This is a genomic window from Micromonospora sp. NPDC053740 (assembly GCF_040677775.1).
GTDB classification, from domain to species: Bacteria; Actinomycetota; Actinomycetes; order Mycobacteriales; family Micromonosporaceae; genus Micromonospora; species Micromonospora alfalfae.
Map to the genome: position 1 here is coordinate 607,080 of NZ_JBFASO010000001.1, position 20,723 is coordinate 627,802.

Annotated in this window: 18 protein-coding genes; 5 read left to right on the top strand and 13 right to left on the bottom strand. The window is 69.4% G+C overall.

Annotated elements, in window-relative coordinates:
• Positions 1–73: 73 nt before the first annotated feature.
• Both AB0K35_RS02675 and AB0K35_RS02680 read right to left on the bottom strand, forming a co-directional pair.
• A complete protein-coding gene (locus tag AB0K35_RS02675; protein ID WP_363883273.1) occupies positions 74–1,096 on the bottom strand; it encodes a LacI family DNA-binding transcriptional regulator in 1,023 nt (340 codons plus the stop codon).
• Between the two features lie 289 nt (positions 1,097–1,385).
• Positions 1,386–3,758 (bottom strand): glycoside hydrolase family 3 N-terminal domain-containing protein, encoded by a 2,373-nt coding sequence (locus AB0K35_RS02680; protein ID WP_238667829.1) that lies wholly within the window; start codon positions 3,756–3,758, stop codon positions 1,386–1,388.
• Positions 3,759–4,139: 381 nt separating this feature from the next.
• On the opposite strand from AB0K35_RS02680, the gene AB0K35_RS02685 reads away from it, so the two are divergent.
• Positions 4,140–5,663: an alpha-N-arabinofuranosidase gene (locus AB0K35_RS02685; RefSeq protein ID WP_363883275.1), complete on the top strand. Its 1,524-nt coding sequence runs from the start codon at positions 4,140–4,142 to the stop codon at positions 5,661–5,663.
• Positions 5,664–5,785: 122 nt separating this feature from the next.
• On the opposite strand, the gene AB0K35_RS02690 is transcribed toward AB0K35_RS02685, so the two are convergent.
• From AB0K35_RS02690 to AB0K35_RS02720, 7 genes are all read right to left on the bottom strand, one after another.
• Complete coding sequence (locus tag AB0K35_RS02690) at positions 5,786–7,360, bottom strand: alpha/beta hydrolase-fold protein (protein WP_363883277.1); 1,575 nt, start codon at positions 7,358–7,360, stop codon at positions 5,786–5,788.
• A 323-nt stretch (positions 7,361–7,683) separates the two neighbouring features.
• Complete coding sequence (locus AB0K35_RS02695) at positions 7,684–9,201, bottom strand: aldehyde dehydrogenase (NADP(+)) (RefSeq protein WP_238667832.1); 1,518 nt, start codon at positions 9,199–9,201, stop codon at positions 7,684–7,686.
• Positions 9,198–10,406, bottom strand: a complete 1,209-nt coding sequence (locus AB0K35_RS02700; RefSeq protein WP_238667833.1) for a fumarylacetoacetate hydrolase family protein — start codon at positions 10,404–10,406, stop codon at positions 9,198–9,200. The genes AB0K35_RS02695 and AB0K35_RS02700 overlap by 4 nt, the downstream gene beginning before the upstream one ends.
• Complete coding sequence (locus AB0K35_RS02705) at positions 10,403–11,584, bottom strand: mandelate racemase/muconate lactonizing enzyme family protein (protein ID WP_238667834.1); 1,182 nt, start codon at positions 11,582–11,584, stop codon at positions 10,403–10,405. The genes AB0K35_RS02700 and AB0K35_RS02705 overlap by 4 nt, the downstream gene beginning before the upstream one ends.
• A gap of 8 nt (positions 11,585–11,592) precedes the next feature.
• The gene (locus AB0K35_RS02710; RefSeq protein WP_091399805.1) at positions 11,593–12,423 is read right to left on the bottom strand and encodes a carbohydrate ABC transporter permease; all 831 of its coding nucleotides are present in this window, start codon (positions 12,421–12,423) and stop codon (positions 11,593–11,595) included.
• Complete coding sequence (locus tag AB0K35_RS02715) at positions 12,420–13,373, bottom strand: sugar ABC transporter permease (RefSeq protein ID WP_238667835.1); 954 nt, start codon at positions 13,371–13,373, stop codon at positions 12,420–12,422. The genes AB0K35_RS02710 and AB0K35_RS02715 overlap by 4 nt, the downstream gene beginning before the upstream one ends.
• A 76-nt stretch (positions 13,374–13,449) precedes the next feature.
• Complete coding sequence (locus AB0K35_RS02720) at positions 13,450–14,727, bottom strand: sugar ABC transporter substrate-binding protein (protein WP_363883280.1); 1,278 nt, start codon at positions 14,725–14,727, stop codon at positions 13,450–13,452.
• A gap of 131 nt (positions 14,728–14,858) precedes the next feature.
• Between AB0K35_RS02720 and AB0K35_RS02725 the strand changes: the two genes are divergently transcribed.
• Complete coding sequence (locus AB0K35_RS02725) at positions 14,859–15,650, top strand: IclR family transcriptional regulator (protein ID WP_238667837.1); 792 nt, start codon at positions 14,859–14,861, stop codon at positions 15,648–15,650.
• Between the two features lie 19 nt (positions 15,651–15,669).
• On the opposite strand, the gene AB0K35_RS02730 is transcribed toward AB0K35_RS02725, so the two are convergent.
• Positions 15,670–15,984, bottom strand: coding sequence for a chorismate mutase (locus AB0K35_RS02730; protein ID WP_238667838.1), 315 nt, complete (start codon positions 15,982–15,984; stop codon positions 15,670–15,672).
• 139 nt (positions 15,985–16,123) lie between these two features.
• On the opposite strand from AB0K35_RS02730, the gene AB0K35_RS02735 reads away from it, so the two are divergent.
• Complete coding sequence (locus AB0K35_RS02735) at positions 16,124–17,008, top strand: CDP-diacylglycerol diphosphatase (RefSeq protein ID WP_238667839.1); 885 nt, start codon at positions 16,124–16,126, stop codon at positions 17,006–17,008.
• 8 nt (positions 17,009–17,016) lie between these two features.
• Here the strand turns inward: AB0K35_RS02735 and AB0K35_RS02740 are convergent, their stop codons facing one another.
• A complete protein-coding gene (locus AB0K35_RS02740) occupies positions 17,017–17,634 on the bottom strand; it encodes a TetR/AcrR family transcriptional regulator (RefSeq protein WP_238667840.1) in 618 nt (205 codons plus the stop codon).
• 81 nt (positions 17,635–17,715) lie between these two features.
• Here AB0K35_RS02740 and AB0K35_RS02745 point away from each other — a divergent pair, with 81 nt between their 5' ends.
• Both AB0K35_RS02745 and AB0K35_RS02750 read left to right on the top strand, forming a co-directional pair.
• Entirely contained in the window at positions 17,716–18,144 is a 429-nt protein-coding gene (locus AB0K35_RS02745; RefSeq protein ID WP_363883282.1) for a hypothetical protein, read from the top strand.
• The gene (locus AB0K35_RS02750) at positions 18,141–18,542 is read left to right on the top strand and encodes a hypothetical protein (RefSeq protein WP_363883284.1); all 402 of its coding nucleotides are present in this window, start codon (positions 18,141–18,143) and stop codon (positions 18,540–18,542) included. The genes AB0K35_RS02745 and AB0K35_RS02750 overlap by 4 nt, the downstream gene beginning before the upstream one ends.
• A 136-nt stretch (positions 18,543–18,678) precedes the next feature.
• Here AB0K35_RS02750 and AB0K35_RS02755 read toward each other — a convergent pair whose 3' ends face one another.
• Both AB0K35_RS02755 and AB0K35_RS02760 read right to left on the bottom strand, forming a co-directional pair.
• Entirely contained in the window at positions 18,679–19,683 is a 1,005-nt protein-coding gene (locus tag AB0K35_RS02755; protein ID WP_363883286.1) for a hypothetical protein, read from the bottom strand.
• A 94-nt stretch (positions 19,684–19,777) separates the two neighbouring features.
• On the bottom strand, positions 19,778–20,665 hold the full coding sequence (locus tag AB0K35_RS02760) for a helix-turn-helix transcriptional regulator (RefSeq protein WP_363883288.1): 888 nt from the start codon (positions 20,663–20,665) through the stop codon (positions 19,778–19,780).
• Between the last annotated feature and the right edge of the window lie 58 nt (positions 20,666–20,723).

Sequence of the window (20,723 nt, forward strand, 5' to 3'; positions counted from 1 at the left end):
GCTGCTGCCACTGGCACGCCTGACCTGATCGCTCTGTCGGGAGCGACCAGGCTTGTGCACCAATGGGCTGACGTCATGGTCGTGGCGCGCTCTTCGGTGGTGCGGTGGAGTCGCGCACGACGAGGCTGGTCGGAAGCACGATCTGGCCCGGCTCGTCCCACTCGCCGGTCACCAGTGACTTCAGCATCCGCGCGGCTTCGTACCCGAGCTGATACATCGACTGGTCCACGGTGGTCAGACCCGGCCGGGTCGACGCCGACTCGGGGATGTTGTCGAACCCCACGACGGACAGGTCCCCCGGCACCGAGAACCCCAGTTCCCTGGCGACCTCCAGAACCTTGAAGGCCATCCCGTCGCTCGCCGCGAAGATCGCCGATGGTGGGTCCGGTCGTTGCAGCAGGACGCGCGCCAGCGGAGTCGCCGACTCGGGGTTGAAATCTCCTCGGCCGATCAGTGTCGGGTCGACCGGAACCCCGGCGGTGGTCAGCGCGGCCCGGTATCCCTCCTCCCGCGACCAGGCCGAGGCCAGGCTGTCGCGGCCGGCGATGAACCCGATGCGCCGATGGCCCAGGCCGAGCAGGTGCTCGACCGCCGTGGTGGCGCCAGCGAGGTTGTCGGAAATCACCGAGGGTGCCGTCGAGCCCCGCACCGGGTCGATGGCCACGACCGGCGTCCGGCTCCGGACCTCGCCCCAGGGCGTGACGACGATGCACCCGTCGGTGAGGGTGCCCGACAGCCGGGTCAGGTGCCGCTGCTCCCAACCCTCCGAATACGACCCGTAGAGGTCGCTGTTGGCGTAGATGATCAGATCGAAGCCCGAGCGGCTCAGCGCCTTCATCACGCCCTTGAGCACTTCCGCCGTGTACGACTGGAAGCTGTGCGCCACCAGACCCAGAACGTTGGTGCGGCTGCGCCGAAGGCTGGTGGCCACCAGGCTCGACTCGTAGCCGAGCTGCTCGATGGCGGAGCGCACCTGAGCGACTGTGCGAGCGCTGACGCCGTAATGCCCGTTGACGACGCGCGAGACCGTGGCGGTGGAAACGCCGGCAGCTCGGGCGACATCACTCATTGTCACCGGTGCATTGACTTCAATCATGCCGCTCTCTCTGGACTGCAATCGTTATCGGTTACGTTTCCAGGATGTTGCCAACGTAACTGAGAACGATTACGAACACAAGACCTCTTCGTCCTTACCCGACCATCGAGAAGAACGTCCCAACTGGACACTCCCGAGGGCGGGATTGACGCTCGGACGCCGTTGCGGATAACGCAATCGGCACCCTCTGCCGGGGGTCAGAGTGGGGCTCGATTTCCGCGTTGGTGCTACCCGTTGACAACAGGACGGCACACTCCGTCAAGAACCATTCCCCGACCCGGGTGAACGATCACAGTTGCCGAACTTCGACGATCCCGGTAAAGACCTTCGGCGTCGGCCGGTCCGGGTCCGCACTGATGACAAAGGTGCCGGCATGGGTATGGTCGACAGCCGAGAAGCCGACGTACACCTCGATCTGCCCTGCCTCCACCGCGTACGCCATGCTCCGGTCGTAGAAACCGAGCTGGCCGGTGGGGAGCGCGAACCGTACCGCCACCCGCTGGCCGGCGGCGGCCTCGACGCGGGCGAAGGCCTTCAGCTCCAGCACCGGCCGGGTGATCGTGGCCTGCGGGTCGCGGACGTAGAGCTGCACCACCTGCTCCCCCGCCCGGTGTCCGGTGTTGGTGACAGTGACCTCGACACCGACGCTGTCCCCGGCGCGGACCTCGGCGCTCTCCACCGTGGCGTCCTCGATAACGAACGAGGTGTACCCGAGGCCGTGGCCGAAGGCGTATCGCGGGGCGACCGGCGAGTCCACATAGTCGCCGTGCCAGTGCGACCGCCCGCCGGACACCTTGTGGCCGTAGAAGACGGGGATCTGGCCCACGCCGCGGGGGTACGAGATCGGCAGCCTTCCGCTCGGGTTCACCACACCGAGGAGCACCTCGGCGATCGCCTGCGCCCCGGTCTCCCCCGGCAACCAGGCCATCAGCACGGCGGCGCACTCCTCGTGCAGGAAGTCACTGCCGACGGGTCGGCCGGCGACGAGCACCGCAACGACGGGCGTGCCGGTGGCGACGACGGCACGCAGCAGCTCTTCCTGCACGCCCGGCAGGTCCAGACTGGACCGGTCCCGCGACTCCCCCGTGGTGGCCTCGCGCGTCACTCCCGAGCGGTCCCCCATGACCAGCACCGCGACGTCTGCCGCCGCGGCGACCGCTACCGCCTCGGCGAACCCCTCGGTCGACGGATCGAGCACGTCGCAGCCCGGGGCGAAGCGCAGCCGGTCGCCCAGCCGCGCCGCGAGTTCGTCACGCACCGTCGGCACACCGTCGGTGCTCTCGTCGATCTCCAGATCATCCGGGATCGTCATCATCTCGCCGAGCAGGCCACGCCGCTTACGCGCCGCGGCCAACGCCTCGATGTGGGCCGCAAACGAGTAGTCACCGAGCAGGTGTCGGGCGTCGTCGGCGTTCGGGCCGATAAGCGCGACAGTTCCGGCTTCCCCGAGCAGCGGCAGGACGCCGTCGTTCTTGAGCAGGACGAGGCTGCGGCGGGCGATCTCCAGCGCCACGTCCCGGTGCCGCTCGGCGTTGGCCGTCGCAGCGGCCGCATCCTCGTCGACGTACGGGTTCTCGAAGAGCCCGAGTTCGACCTTGTGCCGAAGGATCCGTGCGACAGCCTCGTCGAGCTGGGCCTCGCTGACCTCGCCGGCGTCCAGGGCGCGGGTGAGGGCATCCGCGTACGCGTCCGTCGCCGGAAGCTCGACGTCCACGCCCGCGCCGAGGCCCACCGTCGCGGCCTGCTGCTTGTCCTGCGCGAAGTGGTGGTACGAGTGGAGGTCGTTGACGGCGAAGTAGTCGGAGACCACGCTGCCCGTGAAGCCCCACTGCCCACGCAGGACGTCGGCGAGGAGCTCCTGGTTGGCATGGCACGGGACGCCGTCGAGTTCGTGGTAGCCGGCCATCACCGACTGGAGCCCGCCGTCGCGGACCGCCGCCTCGAACGGGTACAGGTACACCTCGCGCAGCAGACGCGGCGGCAGGTGGGCCGGCGCCCAGTTCAGCCCACCCTCGGACGCCCCGTAGCCGACGAAGTGCTTGGCAGTGGCGAGGACGCCGTCTGTCAGGTCGGCGCCCTGCAGGCCCCGGACGAACGCCACGCCCATCCGGGACACCAGGTACGGGTCCTCGCCGTAGGTCTCCTCCGTCCGGCCCCACCGTGGGTCGCGCACCACGTCCAGCACCGGCGAGAGCCCCTGGTGGCTTCCCATGGCGCGCATCTGTGCGCGAACGGTGTCGGCCAGCTGCCGGTTGAGCTCCGGCGCCCAGGTGCTCGCGACGCCGATCGCCTGCGGGAAGATGGTCGCCTCGCGGGCCATGACCCCCGAGCAGACCTCCTCGTGCACTATGGCCGGGATCCCCAGCCGGGTCTCGCTCACCAGGAAGCGCTGGATGGCGTTGGCGGCCCGCGCCACCTGCGCCGCCTTCAGGCTGGTCGCGCCCGCGACGCGGGTCACGTGCCCCAGGCCGTGTCGAAGGATCGGCCGGGCCCGCTCCGCCGCGAACCGTCCGCCCTCCAGCACTGTGAACGCCCACGTGCTGCCGAGTTGCGCGAGCTTCTCCTCGCGGGTCATCCGGGTCAGCAGATCCGACACCCGTTCGTCGACGGGCGCTGTCGCATCCGCGTAGGTCGCCTCGGTCTCCGGCTCAACGGTTGTCACCCGGTCACCCCAATCACCGCGACAAGCTGGTCCTTCGGCCTCGTCGGTCACCACGCCGCCGGCGTCTGGGCGCGCGCTGCGGACGACGCCAGGGAAGCGTGGCGGCGAGGCGGGCGGAAGCGGACACCCGGTCAGCTGGGGCGGCATGGCCGTGGGGCCGTGCCAGCCGGACATTGATCCAGGTGCCGTGTTCCCTTACGTAAACGTAATCGGTAACGTTTACATAGATCGAGAACGTAATCGAAGACGATCACGTTGTCCAGAGCTCACACCGCCTCCACCACCCCTCGGTCCCGGCGCTCGGGCACAGACCTTCGCGTCGGACCCGCACGAAGGGAGCCAGCCCTGAACACCCACCACGACAGCGCGCCGGAGAACGTCGTGAACACGGCGCGCCTGACCCTGGACCCCCGCCGACGCGTCGCACCGGTGCCGCGTCGGCTCTTCGGCTCGTTCGTGGAGCACCTGGGTCGCTGCGTCTACAACGGGATCTACGAGCCGGGACACCCGACGGCCGACGCCGACGGCTTCCGGGGCGACGTCCTTGAGCTGGTGCGCGAGTTGGGCGTCACCACGGTCCGCTATCCCGGCGGCAACTTCGTCTCCTCCTACCGCTGGGAGGACGGCGTTGGCCCCGTCGACAAACGACCGGCGAGGCTCGACCTCGCCTGGCACAGCCTGGAGACCAACGCATTCGGGCTCGACGAGTTCATGCGATGGGTCGGCAAGGCCGGCGTGGATCCGATCATGGCGGTCAACCTCGGCACCCGTGGCACCGCCGAGGCCGTCGACCTGCTCGAGTACGCCAATCACCGCGGTGGGAGCCACCTCGCCGACCAGCGCCGCGACAACGGCGCTGTCGATCCGTACGGGATCAAGCTGTGGTGTCTGGGCAACGAGATGGACGGCCCGTGGCAGGTGGGCCAGCGCAGCGCTACCGAGTACGGGCGGCTCGCGGCGCAGACCGCGAAGGCCATGCGTCGCTTCGATCCCGATCTCGAACTCGTCGCCTGCGGCTCCTCACACCTCGGAATGCCGACCTTCGGCAGCTGGGAGCGCGACGTACTCACCGAGGCGTACGACGACGTCGACCTGATCTCGCTGCACGCGTACTACCAGCCGGTCGACGACGACCTGGCCAGCTTCCTCGCCTCGGCCGAGGACATGGACAGGTACATCGACGCCGTCACCGCCATCGCCGACTCGGTCGGAGCCATCCGCCGGTCCACCAAGAAGATCATGATCGCGTTCGACGAGTGGAACGTCTGGTACCAGTCCGCCGCCCCGTCCACGCCCCCGAGCGGCGAGGACTGGCCTGTCGCGCCGCCCCTGCTGGAGGACCACTACAGCGTGGCCGACGCGGTCGTCGTCGGCGGCCTGCTCATCAGCCTGCTCCGGCACAGCGACCGGGTGAGCGCGGCCTGCCAGGCCCAACTGGTGAACGTCATCGCACCGATCATGACCGAGACGGGCGGCTCGGCCTGGCGGCAGACCATCTTCCACCCCTTCGCCCGCACCGCCCGGCACGCTCAGGGCACAGTGTTGGACGTGCTGCGCGAGGGCAGCACGACGACCACCGACCGCTACGGTGAGGTCGACGCTGTCGACGCGGTCTCCACCTGGGACGACGCCACCGGGGAGATGACCGTCTTCCTCGTCAACCGCGCCCTCGACACTCCGGCCGAGGTGACAATCGACGTCGCCGGCGCGCAGGTCAGCCACATCATCGAGTGCGTCACCGTCGGCGGCAACGACCTGCACGCCAAGAACACGGCCGACGGCCCGGACCACGCCGTGCCGCGCCCCAACGGCACGGCACGCGGCACCGACGCCAGTGTCCAGCTCACTCTTGCGCCGGCGTCCTGGACCATGCTGCGACTGAGCGCCACCGACACGACGCAGTGACCGGCTGACGAACCGCCGGCCCTGCGGACCGGGACGTGCCCCGGCCGCGCACACCCTGGCAATCACCAGGGGTGCGCGGCCGGGGCTTCCCCACCACAGGGAGTACGGCGTCGAGCCCGTTGTTACCGGGCGTCGACCGGGGAGCTGTGGGAGTCGTTGAAGAGCTTGTCGCCCTGGTAGCGGGCGACCACCGGCGCGTTCAGCTCACCATGGACGGTCTTCTTCAGCCGGGCGACGCCGTGGTGCACCGGGGCCGACCCTAGGTGCGTGTCACCCGCGTAGAAGTCGACGGTGCCGGAGGGTGCCGACGTGCTGGTGCTGACCGCGCCGACCGTGGCGGTGGCGGCGACCAACGTGTGGTGCGATCCGCCCGTTGGTGACGTGGTGACGTCGAGGTCGGTGGTGGTGGCCCGGAACGTCAGGGTGCGCAGGTAGTGGTTCAGCAGCGGACGCCACACGTGCCAGGTGTGCACGCCTGGCACGTTGTACTCGTCCAGCTCGACGCCGGCGGCCCGCAGTGCGGCGGCGTTGCGCTGCGAGTTCTCGGCGATGTTGCCGAGCCGGTCCTGCAGCCCGGTGCCGATCATGATGCCGCCGGTCACCGACTTCATGCTGTCGACCTGGGCCTGGGTGGCTGCTGGGCCGCCCGCGCTCCAGGCCGCGTGGTAGCCGAACAGGTCGGTGTGGTTGTACATGATGGTGTACGCCCGACTGCCGCCTGCGGAGAAGCCGGCGAACGCGCGGTCCTGCGCCCGGGTCGAGACGCGGTAGTTCTGCTCGACGAACGGGAAGATGTTGTTCCGCAGCTCGTCGACGTAGCCCTCGTTGCCACCGGGGAGGCCGTTGAAGTCGGTGGACACGATCACCATGGGCTGCGCCGCCCGGTCCTTGATCGCGTTCTCCAGGATGAGATGGGCCACGCCCTGCATCGTCCAGGCGGTCGAGTGGTCACCGCTGCCGTGGCTCAGGTAGAGGGTCGGGTACGGCGTGGCCCGGTTGGGGTCGTAGCCGTGCGGCAGGTAGACGACGATGTCGTGGACTCCCGCCGGGTTGGTCGACAGCGGTGAGGTGTACCGCCGGGACTCCGGCCGGCCGACAGTGGCCACCGGCGCCTGGTAACCGGTGTCGTACGTCGGGAACTTCCGGCTGGCCGGGACGTAGAGCGTGCTGCGTACCGCGCCGGGCGCCCCGGGGTACTGCGGCTGGATCTGCCACCGGTTGGCGGGGTCGTCGTGCAGGGCACAGCCGGTGGCGAGCTCGTTTGCGCAGTCGTGGGTGAACGCATAGCGGAAGGTGCCGGCCGGCAGCGGAGTGGTGAAGGTCCAGACGCCGTCCGGGCCCTTCCGCATGGCCTGGATGTGCCACGGGGTGGCGGCGACGTCGCCGGGTTGCCACTCGGCGGGCGGTCGCGCGTCGCCGCAGTCCTGGCAGGCGATGTTCTCCGGTCGGGAGTAGAACCAGTCGCCGTAGACGTGGACCTGCTGGACGTCCGCGGGCGCCCGGTACCGGAAGGTGACTGTGTACCCGGTCGGGGGTTTGTCGGTGCGGGTGACGGTCGGGCCCAGCGGCGCGGGCGGTGCCGCCGAGGCCGCCGGGGCGGCGAGCGTTCCGGCCGTCACGGTGACGGCGGCGAGCAGCGCGAGCATCAGCCGGCGTGTCCGTGCCGGCAGCGGGGGACGGGGAGGTGCGACGGGCATGTTCCTGCTCCCTCTTCGGCGTGTGGTCAGACCGCACCGAGCGGCCGACCGACCATTCGATGGTGAGGTGAAGGGATACCAGTAACGAGCGATGCAGCCATGCGAGCGCTAACATCGTTCCCTGTCAAAAAGAGAACCATGAATTGCATTGACGGTCAAGACGGAAATCGGAACGGATAATCGCGTCCAAACAATTCGGGCGCGCTCCAGCGGCACCAGTAAAACTGGCGCGCGAATTCTCTGTCGGGTCAATGTCGTCAAGGAATTCGCGCGCCAGCTCCCGGTGGCCCGGAAACGCGCCCGGAAGAGACCGGCAGACGCAGTTATTCGACCGCTGGCTGCAACCTCCCGTCGACTCGCCGGGAGATGGCGGTGTACTCGTCGCGCAACTCCTCGGGGAGAACCCAGGCCGGGGCGTCCTGCCACGCCAGCGGGCGGAGGAACCGTCGGATCGACGTGGCGCCGACCGACGTGTGCACGGCGTTTGTCGACGGCCACGGTCCACCGTGGTGCTGGGCCCACGACACCCGGACACCGGTGGGGTAGCCGTCGAAGACGATGCGACCCGCGCGGGCGGCGAGCACGTCGACCAGTCGGCGTACCACGTCGGCGTCGTCGCCCGGTCCACTGTGAAGCGAGCCGGTCAGCGACGGCGGGACGGTGGCCAGCGCGGCGTCGAGGTCGGCGACGTCGTCGTAGCGGACCACGACCAGGAGCGGGCCGAAGCACTCGTCGGCGATCTCGGCGGTCAGGCCGGCGAGGCCGACCTCCAGGAGGGTCGGGGCCACTGTGAAGCCCGCCCCGGGTTCGACAGTGGGCCGCGCCGACACCCGGGCGCCGGCCCGCTCGAACTCGGTGGACCGGTTCTGGTACGCGTCCCGGATGCGCTCGTTGAGCAGGACCGTGCCGCCCGACGCGTCGACTCTCGCCCGCAGCGCCTCGACCAGGCCGTCACCACCCGGGTCCGACGGAACGAACGCCAGGCCGGGCTTGGTGCACAACTGCCCGCCCGAGTTCGTGAAGGAGCCGAACAGCCCCTCGGCGATCTGGTCCGCTCGGGCGGCGGCCGCGTCGGGCAGGACGACGATCGGGTTCACACTGCTCAGTTCGGCGTACAGCGGAATGGGGTCCGGTCGTTCGTCGATGGCCGCCTGGATGGCACGGGCGGCGTTGACCGAGCCGGTGAGGGCGGCCGCGCGGATCGCCGGGTGACGCACCAGCGCGCGACCGGCCTGCTCCCCGTACACGGTCGCGACGACACCCTCGGGTCCGCCGAGGTCGCGGACGGCCGACTCGATCGCAGCGGCGGAGGCGTGCGAGGTCAGCGGATGGGACGGGTGGGCCTTCAGGATCGTCGGACACCCGGCGGCGAGCGCGGCGGCCGTGTCACCGCCGGCGACCGAGAAGGCGAACGGGAAGTTGCTGGCCCCGAAGACGGCGACCGGCCCGAGGGGTACGAGCATCCGCCGCAGATCCGGGCCGCGGCCGAGCGGTGTGTCGGCAACGTGGTCGATGGTGGCCTCGACGTACGCTCCGTCGCGCAGCACCTCGCCGAACATCCGGAACTGCAGGGCCGCCCGGGTGAGTTCCCCGTCGAGCCGCGCATGACTCAGCCCGGTCTCCGCCTCGGCGGCAGCGACCAGATCCACCCGACGGGACTCCAGCGACGCGGCGATCGCGTCCAGCAACTCCGCGCGGCCGAGCCTCCCGCGCGCGGCCAGCCACTGCGCCGCCGGGGACGCCTGACCGGCGATCACCTCCAGCCGAGACTCGTCGGTCTCGGTGAGCTCCGTCGCGCGACGCTCACCGTCGCGCGGATCGACAGTCATGACCACGTTCACAGCAGTCCTCTCCTCACCAGATTGCCCATCAGATCGCGGACGCCGAAGTGCCAGGGCTCGCACTCCTCCGCGTGCCGCACCCGGTTGACCAGGGTGCCGAGCGCCGGGCAGCTGATCCGTACCACGTCGTCGACCTTGTGGGTGAAACCCTCGCCGGGGCGGTCCCGGTCCTGGATGGGCGCGAACATGGTGCCGAGCATCAGCGCGGCGCCGTCGGGATAGTGGTGGTGCGGCCCGATCAGCTGCCGGACCAGTTCCTCGGGATCGCGCGACATCTGGGTCATCTCCGAGACCGCCTCCAGATGGAAGCCGTCGACGCCGCGAACCTCCAGGCGCACCTCGAGTTCGCGTACCCGATCCATGCCGAACCGGTCGTCGAAGAGCCGGATCAGGGGGCCGAGGGCACAGGAGGCGTTGTTGTCCTTCGCCAGGGGCAGCAGGAGCGCCGAGCGGCCCTCGATGTCGCGCAGGTTCACGTCGTTGCCGAGGGTGGCGCCGACGATCCGGCCACTGGACTGGACGATGAGCGTGACCTCGGGTTCCGGGTTGTTCCAGGTCGACGCGGCAAGCACGCCGACCGGAACGGCGGTGCCGACGGCGGAGAGGATCTGCCCCTTGGTGAAGATCTCGGCGTCCGGGCCGATGCCCACCTCCAGGTACTGGCTCCACATGCCCTCGGCGACCAGCAGACTCTTGAGCCGATCCGCCTCCGGCGAGCCCGCCTCCAGACTGTGCAGGTCGACACCGACGTCGGCGAGCATGCGGTGCCGGATGTCCGCCGCCAGTGCCAGGTCTCCCCGCGCCCGTTCCTCGATCACCCGCTCGATCATGGAGACCGGGAAGGTCACGCCCGCGGCCTTGAGCGCCTGGAGGTCGACCGGAGCGAGCAACCAGGGCCGGCCATGGTCCCGGGTCGCGGCCCCCGTGTTGGCCAGTATCTCCCCGAAGTCACCCACCCTCGGCCCGTCGAGCCCGGCCACCGTCGCGGCGGGATCGGGTAGCTCGCAGATGTCGCGGACGGTCGGGAACCGGTGGCTGATGTCGATGACCTCGCCGTCGCGGACGGTCACCGGGGAGGGGCCGCCGCCGGACGGGTCCCAGATCCGGCCGATGAGGACGCTGTCGGCATCGTCCGGCAACGCTTCGGCGGCGGTGCCGACCCAGTCCGCGGCCGCGGCCGACCCCCGGGGCCGTGGCAGCGTCATGAGTCGCTCTCCAGGTTGAAGAAGGACCGCTCGTCGCGGGGACGGATGTCGAAGACGGCGTCCTGGAACATCCGCAGCGGGTGCGGTGTGAACGGATGCTGCTCGATCGCCGCGAGGTCCACCTCGATGCCCAGGCCGATCCCGGTCGGGATGAGGATGTCGCCGTCGTCGGTCAGCACCAGCCGCTCGTTGGTGATCTCGGGACGCCAGGGCACGTCGGTCGCCATGATCTCCAGGTACCGGAAGTTGGGCAACGTGGCCCCGAGTTGCAGCGTCGCGGCAGTGCTGAGTGGACCACTCGGGTTGTGCGGTGCGAAGCCCACGTAGCTGGTCGCGGCGAGCGTGGAGATGAAGGCCAGCTCGGCGATCCCACCGGCGTGCGTCACATCGGGCTGGACGAAGTCGACCGCCTGGCGGGCCAGCGCCGGCGCGAAGCCCTGCCGCCCGTACCACCGCTCCCCCGCGGCGATCGGCACCGGCGACGCGCGGCGGATGTCGACGAGCGCATCGAGGTTGTCCGGTGGGCAGGGCTCCTCGAACCACACCGGGTCGAACTGGGCGATCTCCTTCGCCACCTTGATGGCGTGGCGGACGTCGAAGCGGCCGTGCCCCTCGACGAACAGCTCCACCTCGCGGCCCACCGCCTGACGCACGGCGTCGATCTGGGCCAGCACCCGGTCCAACTGGGCGGTGGTGATGGTCATGTCGTAGTTCTCGAACGGGTCCCACTTGAGGCCCCGGAAACCCGCCTGCACCGTCCGGCGCGCGGCGGCCGCGTAGTCCTCGGGCGTGACGGCACCGGAAAACCAACCATTTGCGTACGCGCGGACCCGGTCGCGGGTCGCGCCGCCGAGGAGCCGGGAGACCGGTACGCCGAGCTCGCGCGCGGAGATGTCCCAGAGGGCCATCTCCAGCGAACTCAACGCCGTCATGATCACCGGCCCGCCGCGCCAGTACCAGTCCCGCGCGGTCTCGTAGAGGATCTTCGAAATGCTGGTGGGGTCCAGGCCCACAACGGCCTCGGCCAGTTCGGCGATGGCGCCCTGGACGGCACGTTCCTTGCCCTCCAGGGTGGCCTCACCGAGCCCGATGATCCCCTCGTCGGTGTGGACCCGCACGATGACGAGGTTCGTACGGTAGAAGTCGACGACCAGTGTGTCGACAGAGACGATCTTCATCTTCCGGCTCAACCCTTCACCGCACCGGCGGTCATGCCGGACACCACGTACTTCTGCACCAACAGGTAGAAGGCGACGGCCGGCAGCGTGAACAGGAAGGCGACAGCCATCACCGTCTGAATCGGTGTACCCAGTTCGCCGATGAAGTTCGCGATGCCGACGGAGGCGGGCTGCAGGTCGGGGTTGAAGATGAACGTCACCGCGAACACGTACTCGTTCCAGGCGTGGAAGAAGGCGATGACCGCGGTGGCCGCGATCGACGGCGCGATGAGCGGCACGTTGATGCGGGTCAGGGTGGTGAAGGGCCGGGCGCCGTCGGCGCGGGCGGCCTCCTCCAGCTCCTTCGGGATTCCGTCGATGGCGCCCTTGAGGATCAGCGCGACGATCGGCAGGACGAAGGCGGAGTTCACCAGGACGAGGCCGGTCAGCGAGTCGAGCAGTTCGAAGCGGCGGAACAGCGCGAACAGCGGGACGACCATGAGTGCCTCGGGAAGCATCTGCGTGAACAGCAGCACGACGGTCAGCACGGCCTTGCCCCAGAACGAGAACCGGGACAGCGCGTAGCCCAGCGGGATGCCCAGGCCGACGGAGAGCACCATGGTGCCGACGGCGATGATCAGGCTGTTCAGCAGCCACCCGGCCGCCTTGCCCTCGGCGAGCGCGTCCACGAAGACCCCAAACTGGCCGAGGTCGGGCGTGAGCCGGGGTTGATCGGCGAAGAGGTCGCTGTTGCTGGACAGCGCGGTGACGAACATCCAGTACAGCGGGAACACCGCGACGCCCAGCACGACGAGCACGGCGACGATCCGTGCGGTGACACCGAATCGGAAGCGTCTCATCGGACGTCCCCCTTCTCCACGGCACGGGCGACCAGGCGGCTGCCGATGATGACGATGAGCGAGATGACGACGCCGACCATTCCGATGGCCGCCGCCGATCCGAGTTCCTTCGAGTCGAACGCCTGCGAGTAGAGGTCGATGACCAGCGTCTCGGTGGCGCCCACCGGCCCGCCCTTGGTCATCAGCCAGATCAGCTCGAACCGCCGCAGCGACCAGATCGTCATCAGCAGGGCCAGCAGGCCCACCGTCGGCTTGATGACCTGCCAGGTGACCGCCCGGAAGGTGGCCCACCGTCCGGCGCCGTCCACCGTCGCGGCCTCGTTGAGGTCCTGCGGAACGGACTGCAGGGCGGAGAGCAGCACCACGGAGGTGAACGGGAACAACTGCCAGATGGTCGTGGCGAGCACCGCGGGGAGCGCGTAGCGCGAGCTGTCCAGGATGGCGCCCCCGGGGACGCCGAGCCCTACCGCGTCGAGGAAGCGGTTCACGATGCCGTACTGCGCGTTGAGCATCCAGGTGGCGATGAGCGCGACCGCGATGCCCGGAGCCGCCCAGGGGACCGTCACCAGTGCCCGTGCCACGCCACGGCCGCGAAACTTCTTGTTGAGCAGGAGCGCGACGGCAAGCCCGGCGCCGATCGCGACGACCACACAGGTGATCACGTAGACGACGGTGATCAGCAGGGTGCTGTGGAACTCGGGGTCACCGAAGATCCGTTTGAAGTTGTCGAGCCCGACCCACTCGCTGCGGGTGGGGTTGAGCAGCCTCGTCCTGGTGAAGCTGAGGTACACCTCCTGAACGAGGGGTACCGCCTGGAAGACGAGGATGAACAGGGCGGCGGGAGCCAGGAAGAGGTACGGCGTCCACTTGCTGCCCAACGGGCTGGGCCGACGCCGGGGCCGGCCTGGGGATGTTGTCTTCGGTGCTCCGGTCTGCTCGACCACAGTCATCGGGTTCGATCCTTCTGGGGGAAGGACGCTGCCGGCGCACGGATCGTTGCGCCGGCAGCGTCGCCGTGTCGAGCGGTCAGCGGACCAGTTCGCTCGCCTGCTGCTGGGCGCGATCCAGTGCCGACTTGAGGTCGGCCTTGCCCTGCAGTGCCGCGACCACGTTCTGCACGACCACCTTGCGGATGTCCGGCGTCTTGGCCTCGAATCCCAGCACGATCTGCGGCAGGCTGGTCTCGGTGAGTCCGTCGAAGACGGGCAGGAACGGGGTCGCCTTGAGCGCCTCCGCGCTGCGCTGCGTGGTGGTGGCCACGCTGCTCGCGCCGAGGATCTCCTGCAGCTTGACCTGGTTCTGCGGCTCCAGCGCCCACTTGATGAAGGTGCCGGCCTCGTCCTTGCCCTCGCTCGCCTCGTTGATCACGATCGGTGCGAGGATCGCGCCCTGCTTGCGGACCGGGAACGGGATGGGCGCGACGTTGAAGTTCAGCTTGGCGTTCTGGCCGCGGGTGGCGGTCACGTAGCCGCCGTTGTTGAGCTCCATCCCGACCTTGCCCTCGGCGAACATCCGCCGGAAGGTGGCCGCGTCCGCTCCGCGCGGAATCACGTTCGCGTCGTACAGGTCCTTGAACGCCTGCAGGCCCTTGAGGTTCTCCGCGGAGTTGATGGTCAGGTTCTTGCCGTCGGACCACGCCCCGCCGAAGCCGTAGACGTAGTTGAAGATGTCCTGCCAGACGCCGGCCTCCTCGGCCTCCGTCTGACGGAACGCCAGGCCGAAGACATCGCCCTTGGTCAGCGACTTCGCGGTGGAGGTGAACTGCTCGTAGGTGCTCGGCGGCGTCGGGATCAGGTCCGCGTTGTAGAACATCGCGTAGTTCGACGCTTCGAAGATGACTCCGTGCCGGACACCGTCGTGAACCATGAACTGGTCCGGCTGCTTGAGCAGGTCGTACTTGCTGGCGTCGATCACCTTGTCCAGCGGCGCGATGAGGCCGGCGTCGGAGGCCGCCTCGAACTCGGGCATGTCGAAGCGGACCAGGTCGGGGCCCTTGCCGCTGCCCATCTGCGTGAGCACGGTCTGGCCGAAGGTCGGGTACGGCACCGCGGCGGCGGACACCTGGACCTTGCTCTGGCTCTGGTTGAACTCGTCGAGCCACTTCGTCAACAGGGGCCCGCGGCCCGGGTCGCCGAAGGTCGAGGCGGCGAAGGTCAGTTTGGTGACGCCGTCGCCGGAATCGCCGCCCGAGCCGCAACCGGTCAGGAGGGTGGCGACCAAACCGAGGGCACAGGTTGCACTGGCGATGCCGAAATGAGCGCGCTTATTACCCATCGTTACTCCACTGTTACGAGTTGGCGTCAAGCCGATGAAATTGCAACGATCGTAGCGTCATGTGCAACGGTGTCAAGTGGCGATTGCGCATCGCGTCATCTATGTTGCATCATGTGCAATGACAGCGACGGCAGGCCCGTCGCGCGAGGGGAGACACAGCCTTGGCGCAATCAATCCGCCGCGCGATCGACCTCATCCGTCGATCCGCGGAGCACCCGCTGTCCCTTACGGAGGCTGCGGACGTGCTCGGCGTCCACAAGTCCACAGCCCTGCGCATCCTGCAGACACTGGAGTCCGCGCGCTTCGTCCGCCGGACGGGCGCGGGCACCTACGTGCTCGGCAGCGGCCTGATCGAGTTGTCCGAGCTCGCGCTCGGCTCGATGGACCTCCGCCAGCCCGCGGCCGCACACCTGCGTGCGCTGCAACGCGCGACCGGCCACACCGTACACCTGGCACAACTGACCGGCGACGAGATCATCTATATCGACAAGGTGGACAGCCCGGCCTTCGACGCCGTCAAGCTCCCCTCGCGGGTGGGACGCGCGGTGTCCATCTACGCGAGCGCTGTGGGCAAGACGATCCTGGCCTACCTTCCCCGCCAGGAACGCGACCGCCTTCTCTCGCACGTCGTCTTCGAGAAATTCACCGACACCACCTTCACCGACCACGACTCCCTGGAAGCCGAACTCGCCCGCATCAACGGGTGCGGCTGGGCCGTGGACAACGGCGAGCACGACGCGTACGTGATGTGCGTGGCCGCGCCGATCAGGGATTCACGGGGGCAGGTCATCGCCGCCGCCTCGATCACGGCGATCGAGGTCATCGCAAGCCTCGACCAACTCAAGAGCAATCTTCCGCTGCTCCTGGAGACCGCCAACAAGATCTCGTACGAGCTCGGCTACGCGCCGCCCGCCTTGGCGAGCGCGGACGGTGGGAGCAGCCCCGCCATCTGAACGCGCACGTCCCGGGCGATCACCGCGCCGTCGGCGCCGACCCGCCGATGATGCGGTGGTGCTCGTCGGTCTCCATGTCGATGAAGGCCTGGATCATGCCCCGGTAGATCCGCTCGATCAGATCCGGGTCCGCGCCGGCCTCGCTGGCCAACGTGCGGACCCGGGCCACCACCTGCGCCACCCGGTCCGGCGCACGGACCGCCTGGCCGTCGCTCTTGAGCGGGGCGGCCTGCCGAACCAGCGCTTCCCGTCGGGCGAGCAGGCCGACCAGTTCCCGATCCAGCTCGTCGATCCGGGTACGGATCTCGGTCAACGTCGCCGCAGTCTCTGCCACGCGGAAATCGTCGCACGACAGCGACACGATCAGGCGACCCGTTCGCCGGCCGTTGCGTCGAATGCCGGCTATCGCCCTAATCTCGACACGTTCATGTTCGCCTCGGCACGGCAAACCACGGAGGGTGACGATGGGCGGAATGCCACGGCGTCAGTTCGTCAGACTCTCCGGGACCGCCGGCGCCACTGGACTGCTGGGACTGGTCGGTACGGACCGGGCGTTGGCCGACGGCGGCCCGACCCCCGCGCCGTCCCCCTCGACACCCGGCGACCCCGGCGCAGCGGTCTGCCCCACACCCTCGGCCCTGTGCGGCTACCCCACCGACACCGGCGGCAGGTACGACCTGTGGGACCGGGTCCAGGTCTGCGAGGGCACAAAGACGGGCCCGCCATTCCCCCAGTGCCTGCGGACCACTTCCACGTACGTCATCCTCAATGGCGGGTCGGGCTCGAACCACGACTTCCTGCTCGTGCCCAGTTGCCGGATCAGCGGCATCGAGTGTCCGTTCATCACCACCGCCAACGCGCCGAACTACTGGCTGGACGCCTGGAACAACGCCCAGCCGGGGCAGCCGGGGCACGTCGTCTATCCCCACCTCGGGCTGGGCGTCAACTCGGCCGACCCCACGATCCGTCAGCAGGACCAGCTCCACATCCACCTGGCCGGGATCCACTCGGGGATCCAGACGCAGCTGAACAACCACGACAGCGCGATCAGCAACGACCCGGCCCGGTGGCGCAACCAGATCGTGCCGATCTGGGGCCTGACGAGCACCGGCCTGCCCGCCCCGCGCTCGTACCGGGTTCTGCACGTCGCGAACCTGAACGGAAACCTCTTCCGGCTCCTGCTGGACAGCGTCGTGCGGCCGACCGGAGCGGCCATGGCCGCGCAGATGCTGGCCGTGACGCCCCGCCTGATCGGCGGCGGCGGGTTCTACGTCCTGAACAGCGAGCCGGGCCTGCCCGTCCCAGCCGGTCAACCCGGCGGTACGGGCACCGTCGACTTCCTGCTGGCGTACGCCTGATCGGCCGCTCAGCGCAGCAGCGCCATCCGGTCGATGATGGAGTCGCGCAGCCCCGGCGGCCAGGGGAACAACGGCGTCGCCACCTGGAGCTGGGCGAATCCGTGCAGCCCGACCCAGAGCGCCGTCGCGTCGCCGAAGGGGTCCGTGCTGGTCGACCGTCCCGCCGCAACGCAGTCGGCGAGCGTACGCCGGAAGACCTCGAAGGCTCCCATGCCGAGCACGGCGAGTTCGTCGGCCATGGCCGGGGCCCGCTCAAGGGCCTGCCCGGCATCCCAGACGGCACCGAACATCACCCGGTACTGATGGGGCCGGCGTTCGGCGAACGTCAGGTAGGCCACGCAGATCGCGCGCAGGCGCTCGACCGGATCCGTCTCATTCGGTGCGCCCAACTCCTGCTCCAGGACGCCGAACGCGCGTTGTGCGACAGCGAGCAGTATCGAATCCAGGTCCGGGAAGTGCGGATAGATCGACGGTGCGGAGATGCCGGCCCGCCGGGCGATCCCCCGCAGTGTCACGTTCTGCGGGGAGCCATCCTCCAGGAGCGCCATCGCGGCATCGACGATCTCGTCGCGCAGTTGGGCACCTTCGCCGCGCTTGTTGCGGACCCGCGTTCTCGGTGTGGTCACCACATGACTTTACATGCGTTAGGCGAGCGCGTAAGTTAACGCCTGTAAGTTCACAGCCGTTTCTAGAGATGGAGGCTGAGCATGGCCACCGCCACTGCTACCCGAATCGACAACGCCGCCCCCACCCACCACGCCGACCTCGCCGGCCGTGGGCTGGCAGCCCTCGCAGCCGTCGCCACCGGCGTCGCGTTCGTCAACGGCGTACTCCTGACCATCAACGCCAGCGACGACCGCCTGTTCATCGAAGGCTGGCGAGTCTCCAGCTTCGGCATCTTCACGGCGCTCTTCGCCCTGCTCGCGGCCAGGCCCCGTCAGGCGGCCGGCGTCTGGGAGATCGTGCTCGTCGGCAAGGCCGCGCTCGTCGTGTTCGGCGCGTCGATCGGAGACGTCCCCGAGGCACGCCTGTCGGCCATCATCGACTTCGGGCTCGTCGCCGTCGTCGCGGCTGCCTACGTGCTGTGCCGCGGCTGGTTGGCGTGGCGTCCCGCGAACACCAACCCGACCCGATGACGGCGACGACAATGCCCCCCACCTCGCCTTCCCGGCGCGTCGAGCGGACCGTCATCATCTCGATCTGGGCGGTCCCCATCCTGGTCGTCGGCCAGTTCGCCATGCTGGCCCTCGTCCCGGTCGTCCTTGCGCTGACCGTCAGCCTGCGGCACGCCCGCCTCCACGGACCACGCCGCTGGACGATCGCTCTCGCCACCGCCTACGCTGCCCCGCTGATCCTCTGGGCCATCGGGCCCGACCGCGCCCCGAGCCTGTCCAGGGACATGCACCCGGCCTTCGCCGCGCTGATCGTCGTGACCGCGCTGGCCGCGGCGGCTGCCTTCCACCTCGGCCAGCGACGCCCGAGCAGGCCCGAAGGGTCGGCAAGCGAGCGGCCGCACCTCCGGGCCGCGCCGTGACCGCCACGCTCCTCCCCCGCTGGCCGGGAGCGCTCGGGTCGCCTGCCACAGTTGTCGACTGTGGCAGGCGACCCGAGCGTTCAGCATCGAGCGAACCGCCCCACTGACTGATGGGGATCCCCCGGGCGGGGACGGCTCAGCGGAGCGGCAGGGTGGCCACCGCCAGGTTCGGGTCGATTCCGGTGCTGTACGCGGCGCTGAGCACGTAGACGGTGCGACCGCGCACGGCCACCGAGGTCGGGTTCTGCAACCCGTCGGCGGCGGTCATCAGCGTCCGGGAACGGCCGGCCGCGTCGATGCTCACCACCGCGTTCGGTCCGTTCAGTGTGGCGATGACCTGGTGGTCACCGGCACCGACGAAGGCGAAGTCGTCGATGCCGACCAGACCGGTCGCCGCCACCCGGACCGGCCCAGGTCGGCCGTGCCGCAACGGAATGCGCAGCAGCGTGCCCTGGTCGAGGTTGGTCGCCCAGACCGCGCCGGCGCGTACCTTGATGCCGTTGGCACCGAGGAAGCCCGCCGCGGCGAGCTCCGGCGCCGAGGACCACACCTCGGCACGGCCGCCTTTCAGGGGAACTGTCGAGATCGTGCCGAGCACCGAGTCCGTGAGGTAGAACCTCTTCGTCTCCGCCTCGAACGCCAGGCCGTTGGGGAGCCCGTCGGCCGGCAGGGCCGCGATGCGGTGCGGGGACCCGCCGGGACGCAGCCGGTACAGCCCCGTGGTGGCGGCATCGCCGCTCGCATAGAGGACGTAGAGGGTCCCGTCATTCATTCGGACGATGCCCGTGGTCAGCGCGAACGCGAGCACCGGCGTGTTGACGCCGCCATCGGCCGGGGCCGGCAGCGTTGCCAGGACCCGCGTCTCGCCGGACGGGCTGACCGCTGCGACCTGTCGGGCGGCGGCGAAGGTGACGTAGGCGGTGCCGTCCGGGCCGAGCGCGACGTTCTCCGGCAACTGCCCCTTCGCCAGGTCGAAGTGGACCGCGATCCGCGCGGGCGCCGGTGCTGCCGACGCTCGGATCGACCCGACGGTGAGAGCCGACGCGGTAGTGGCCGGCGCGGCGCTTGACGGTACGACCGCCACGACGCCGAACCCCGCTACCGCGACAGCGACTGCGACTGTCATCGTTCTCTTGCGCATTTCTGTCCTTACTTCACATCGGTGGGCTGGAAAAGGGCGCGACGGGTCCGGCGCTCCTTGCGGAGCGCCTCGTGTCGAACCAATGGGGACGGTGCTACTCGCGCCTGACGAGCGGGTGCTGAGCACCGGCACGGGTGGTGACGGCGCCGTGCACGAGCAACGTCATCGCGGCGTGGGATGCCGAGCCGGGCTCGGTGGTGGCGACGACAACGCTCTGGCCGTCCTCGGTACGCAGGGTCTGCTGCGTCACGTCCATGGCACCGACCAGTGGGTGACACATCTGGTAGACGGTGTCGCCACCGGCCTTCACCCGGTGGTCGGCCCACAGGGCGGCGAACTGCGGACTCCGCACCGTCAGCTCACCGACCAACGCGGCCATCAGCGGGTCGTCCGGGTGCTGCCCGGAAGCCATCCGCAACGTCGCCACCACCGCGCGGGCCTTGGCAGGCCAGTCCGCGTACAGGTCGCGGGTGTGCGCGTCCAGGAACACCAGCCGTGCCATGTTCGGATACTGGTTCGGCCGCTCCGGGATCTCCGGGTTCAGGTGGCCGGCGAACAGGGCATGACCGGCGGTGTTCCAGGCAAGCACGTCGGCGCGACGACCGAGCACCACAACGGGTACGTCACCGAGCGTCGCGATGAGCTGGCGTACCGCCGGGCTCACCCGCTCCGGGGCCGGGCGACGTACGGTCGGCCGACGGCGGGTGCCGGCCGCCAGCTCGCCCAGATGGCGGCGTTCCGCGTCGTCGAGGCGCAGTGCCCGGGCAAGCGCGTCGAGAACCTCCGGTGAGGCGTTCACGGCCTGCCCCTGCTCCAACCGGGTGTAGTACGAAACGCTCACCCCGGCCAGCAGTGCCAACTCCTCCCGGCGCAGCCCTCGAACGCGACGCCGCTCACCGTACGTCGCCACGCCGGTGTCCTCCGGCCGCAGCTGGGAGCGCCGGGCCTGGAGGAATTCGCCGAGCTGTCCTCTCGCGTTCATGACTCGAAGTATCGCGAGCCCTGCCGGCCCCAACCACTCCCTGCCAGGGGTAGGCACC

What these genes read in the sequence shown, in the direction of transcription:
- AB0K35_RS02735 (WP_238667839.1), top strand. Translation starts at nt 16,124, where the DNA reads ATGCCACGGCGTCAGTTCGTCAGACTCTCCGGGACCGCCGGCGCCACT.
- AB0K35_RS02755 (WP_363883286.1), bottom strand. Translation starts at nt 19,683, where the DNA reads ATGCGCAAGAGAACGATGACAGTCGCAGTCGCTGTCGCGGTAGCGGGG.
- AB0K35_RS02760 (WP_363883288.1), bottom strand. Translation starts at nt 20,665, where the DNA reads ATGAACGCGAGAGGACAGCTCGGCGAATTCCTCCAGGCCCGGCGCTCC.
- AB0K35_RS02700 (WP_238667833.1), bottom strand. Translation starts at nt 10,406, where the DNA reads ATGACGCTGCCACGGCCCCGGGGGTCGGCCGCGGCCGCGGACTGGGTC.
- AB0K35_RS02750 (WP_363883284.1), top strand. Translation starts at nt 18,141, where the DNA reads ATGACGGCGACGACAATGCCCCCCACCTCGCCTTCCCGGCGCGTCGAG.
- AB0K35_RS02675 (WP_363883273.1), bottom strand. Translation starts at nt 1,096, where the DNA reads ATGATTGAAGTCAATGCACCGGTGACAATGAGTGATGTCGCCCGAGCT.
- AB0K35_RS02745 (WP_363883282.1), top strand. Translation starts at nt 17,716, where the DNA reads ATGGCCACCGCCACTGCTACCCGAATCGACAACGCCGCCCCCACCCAC.
- AB0K35_RS02705 (WP_238667834.1), bottom strand. Translation starts at nt 11,584, where the DNA reads ATGAAGATCGTCTCTGTCGACACACTGGTCGTCGACTTCTACCGTACG.
- AB0K35_RS02710 (WP_091399805.1), bottom strand. Translation starts at nt 12,423, where the DNA reads ATGAGACGCTTCCGATTCGGTGTCACCGCACGGATCGTCGCCGTGCTC.
- AB0K35_RS02690 (WP_363883277.1), bottom strand. Translation starts at nt 7,360, where the DNA reads ATGCCCGTCGCACCTCCCCGTCCCCCGCTGCCGGCACGGACACGCCGG.
- AB0K35_RS02715 (WP_238667835.1), bottom strand. Translation starts at nt 13,373, where the DNA reads ATGACTGTGGTCGAGCAGACCGGAGCACCGAAGACAACATCCCCAGGC.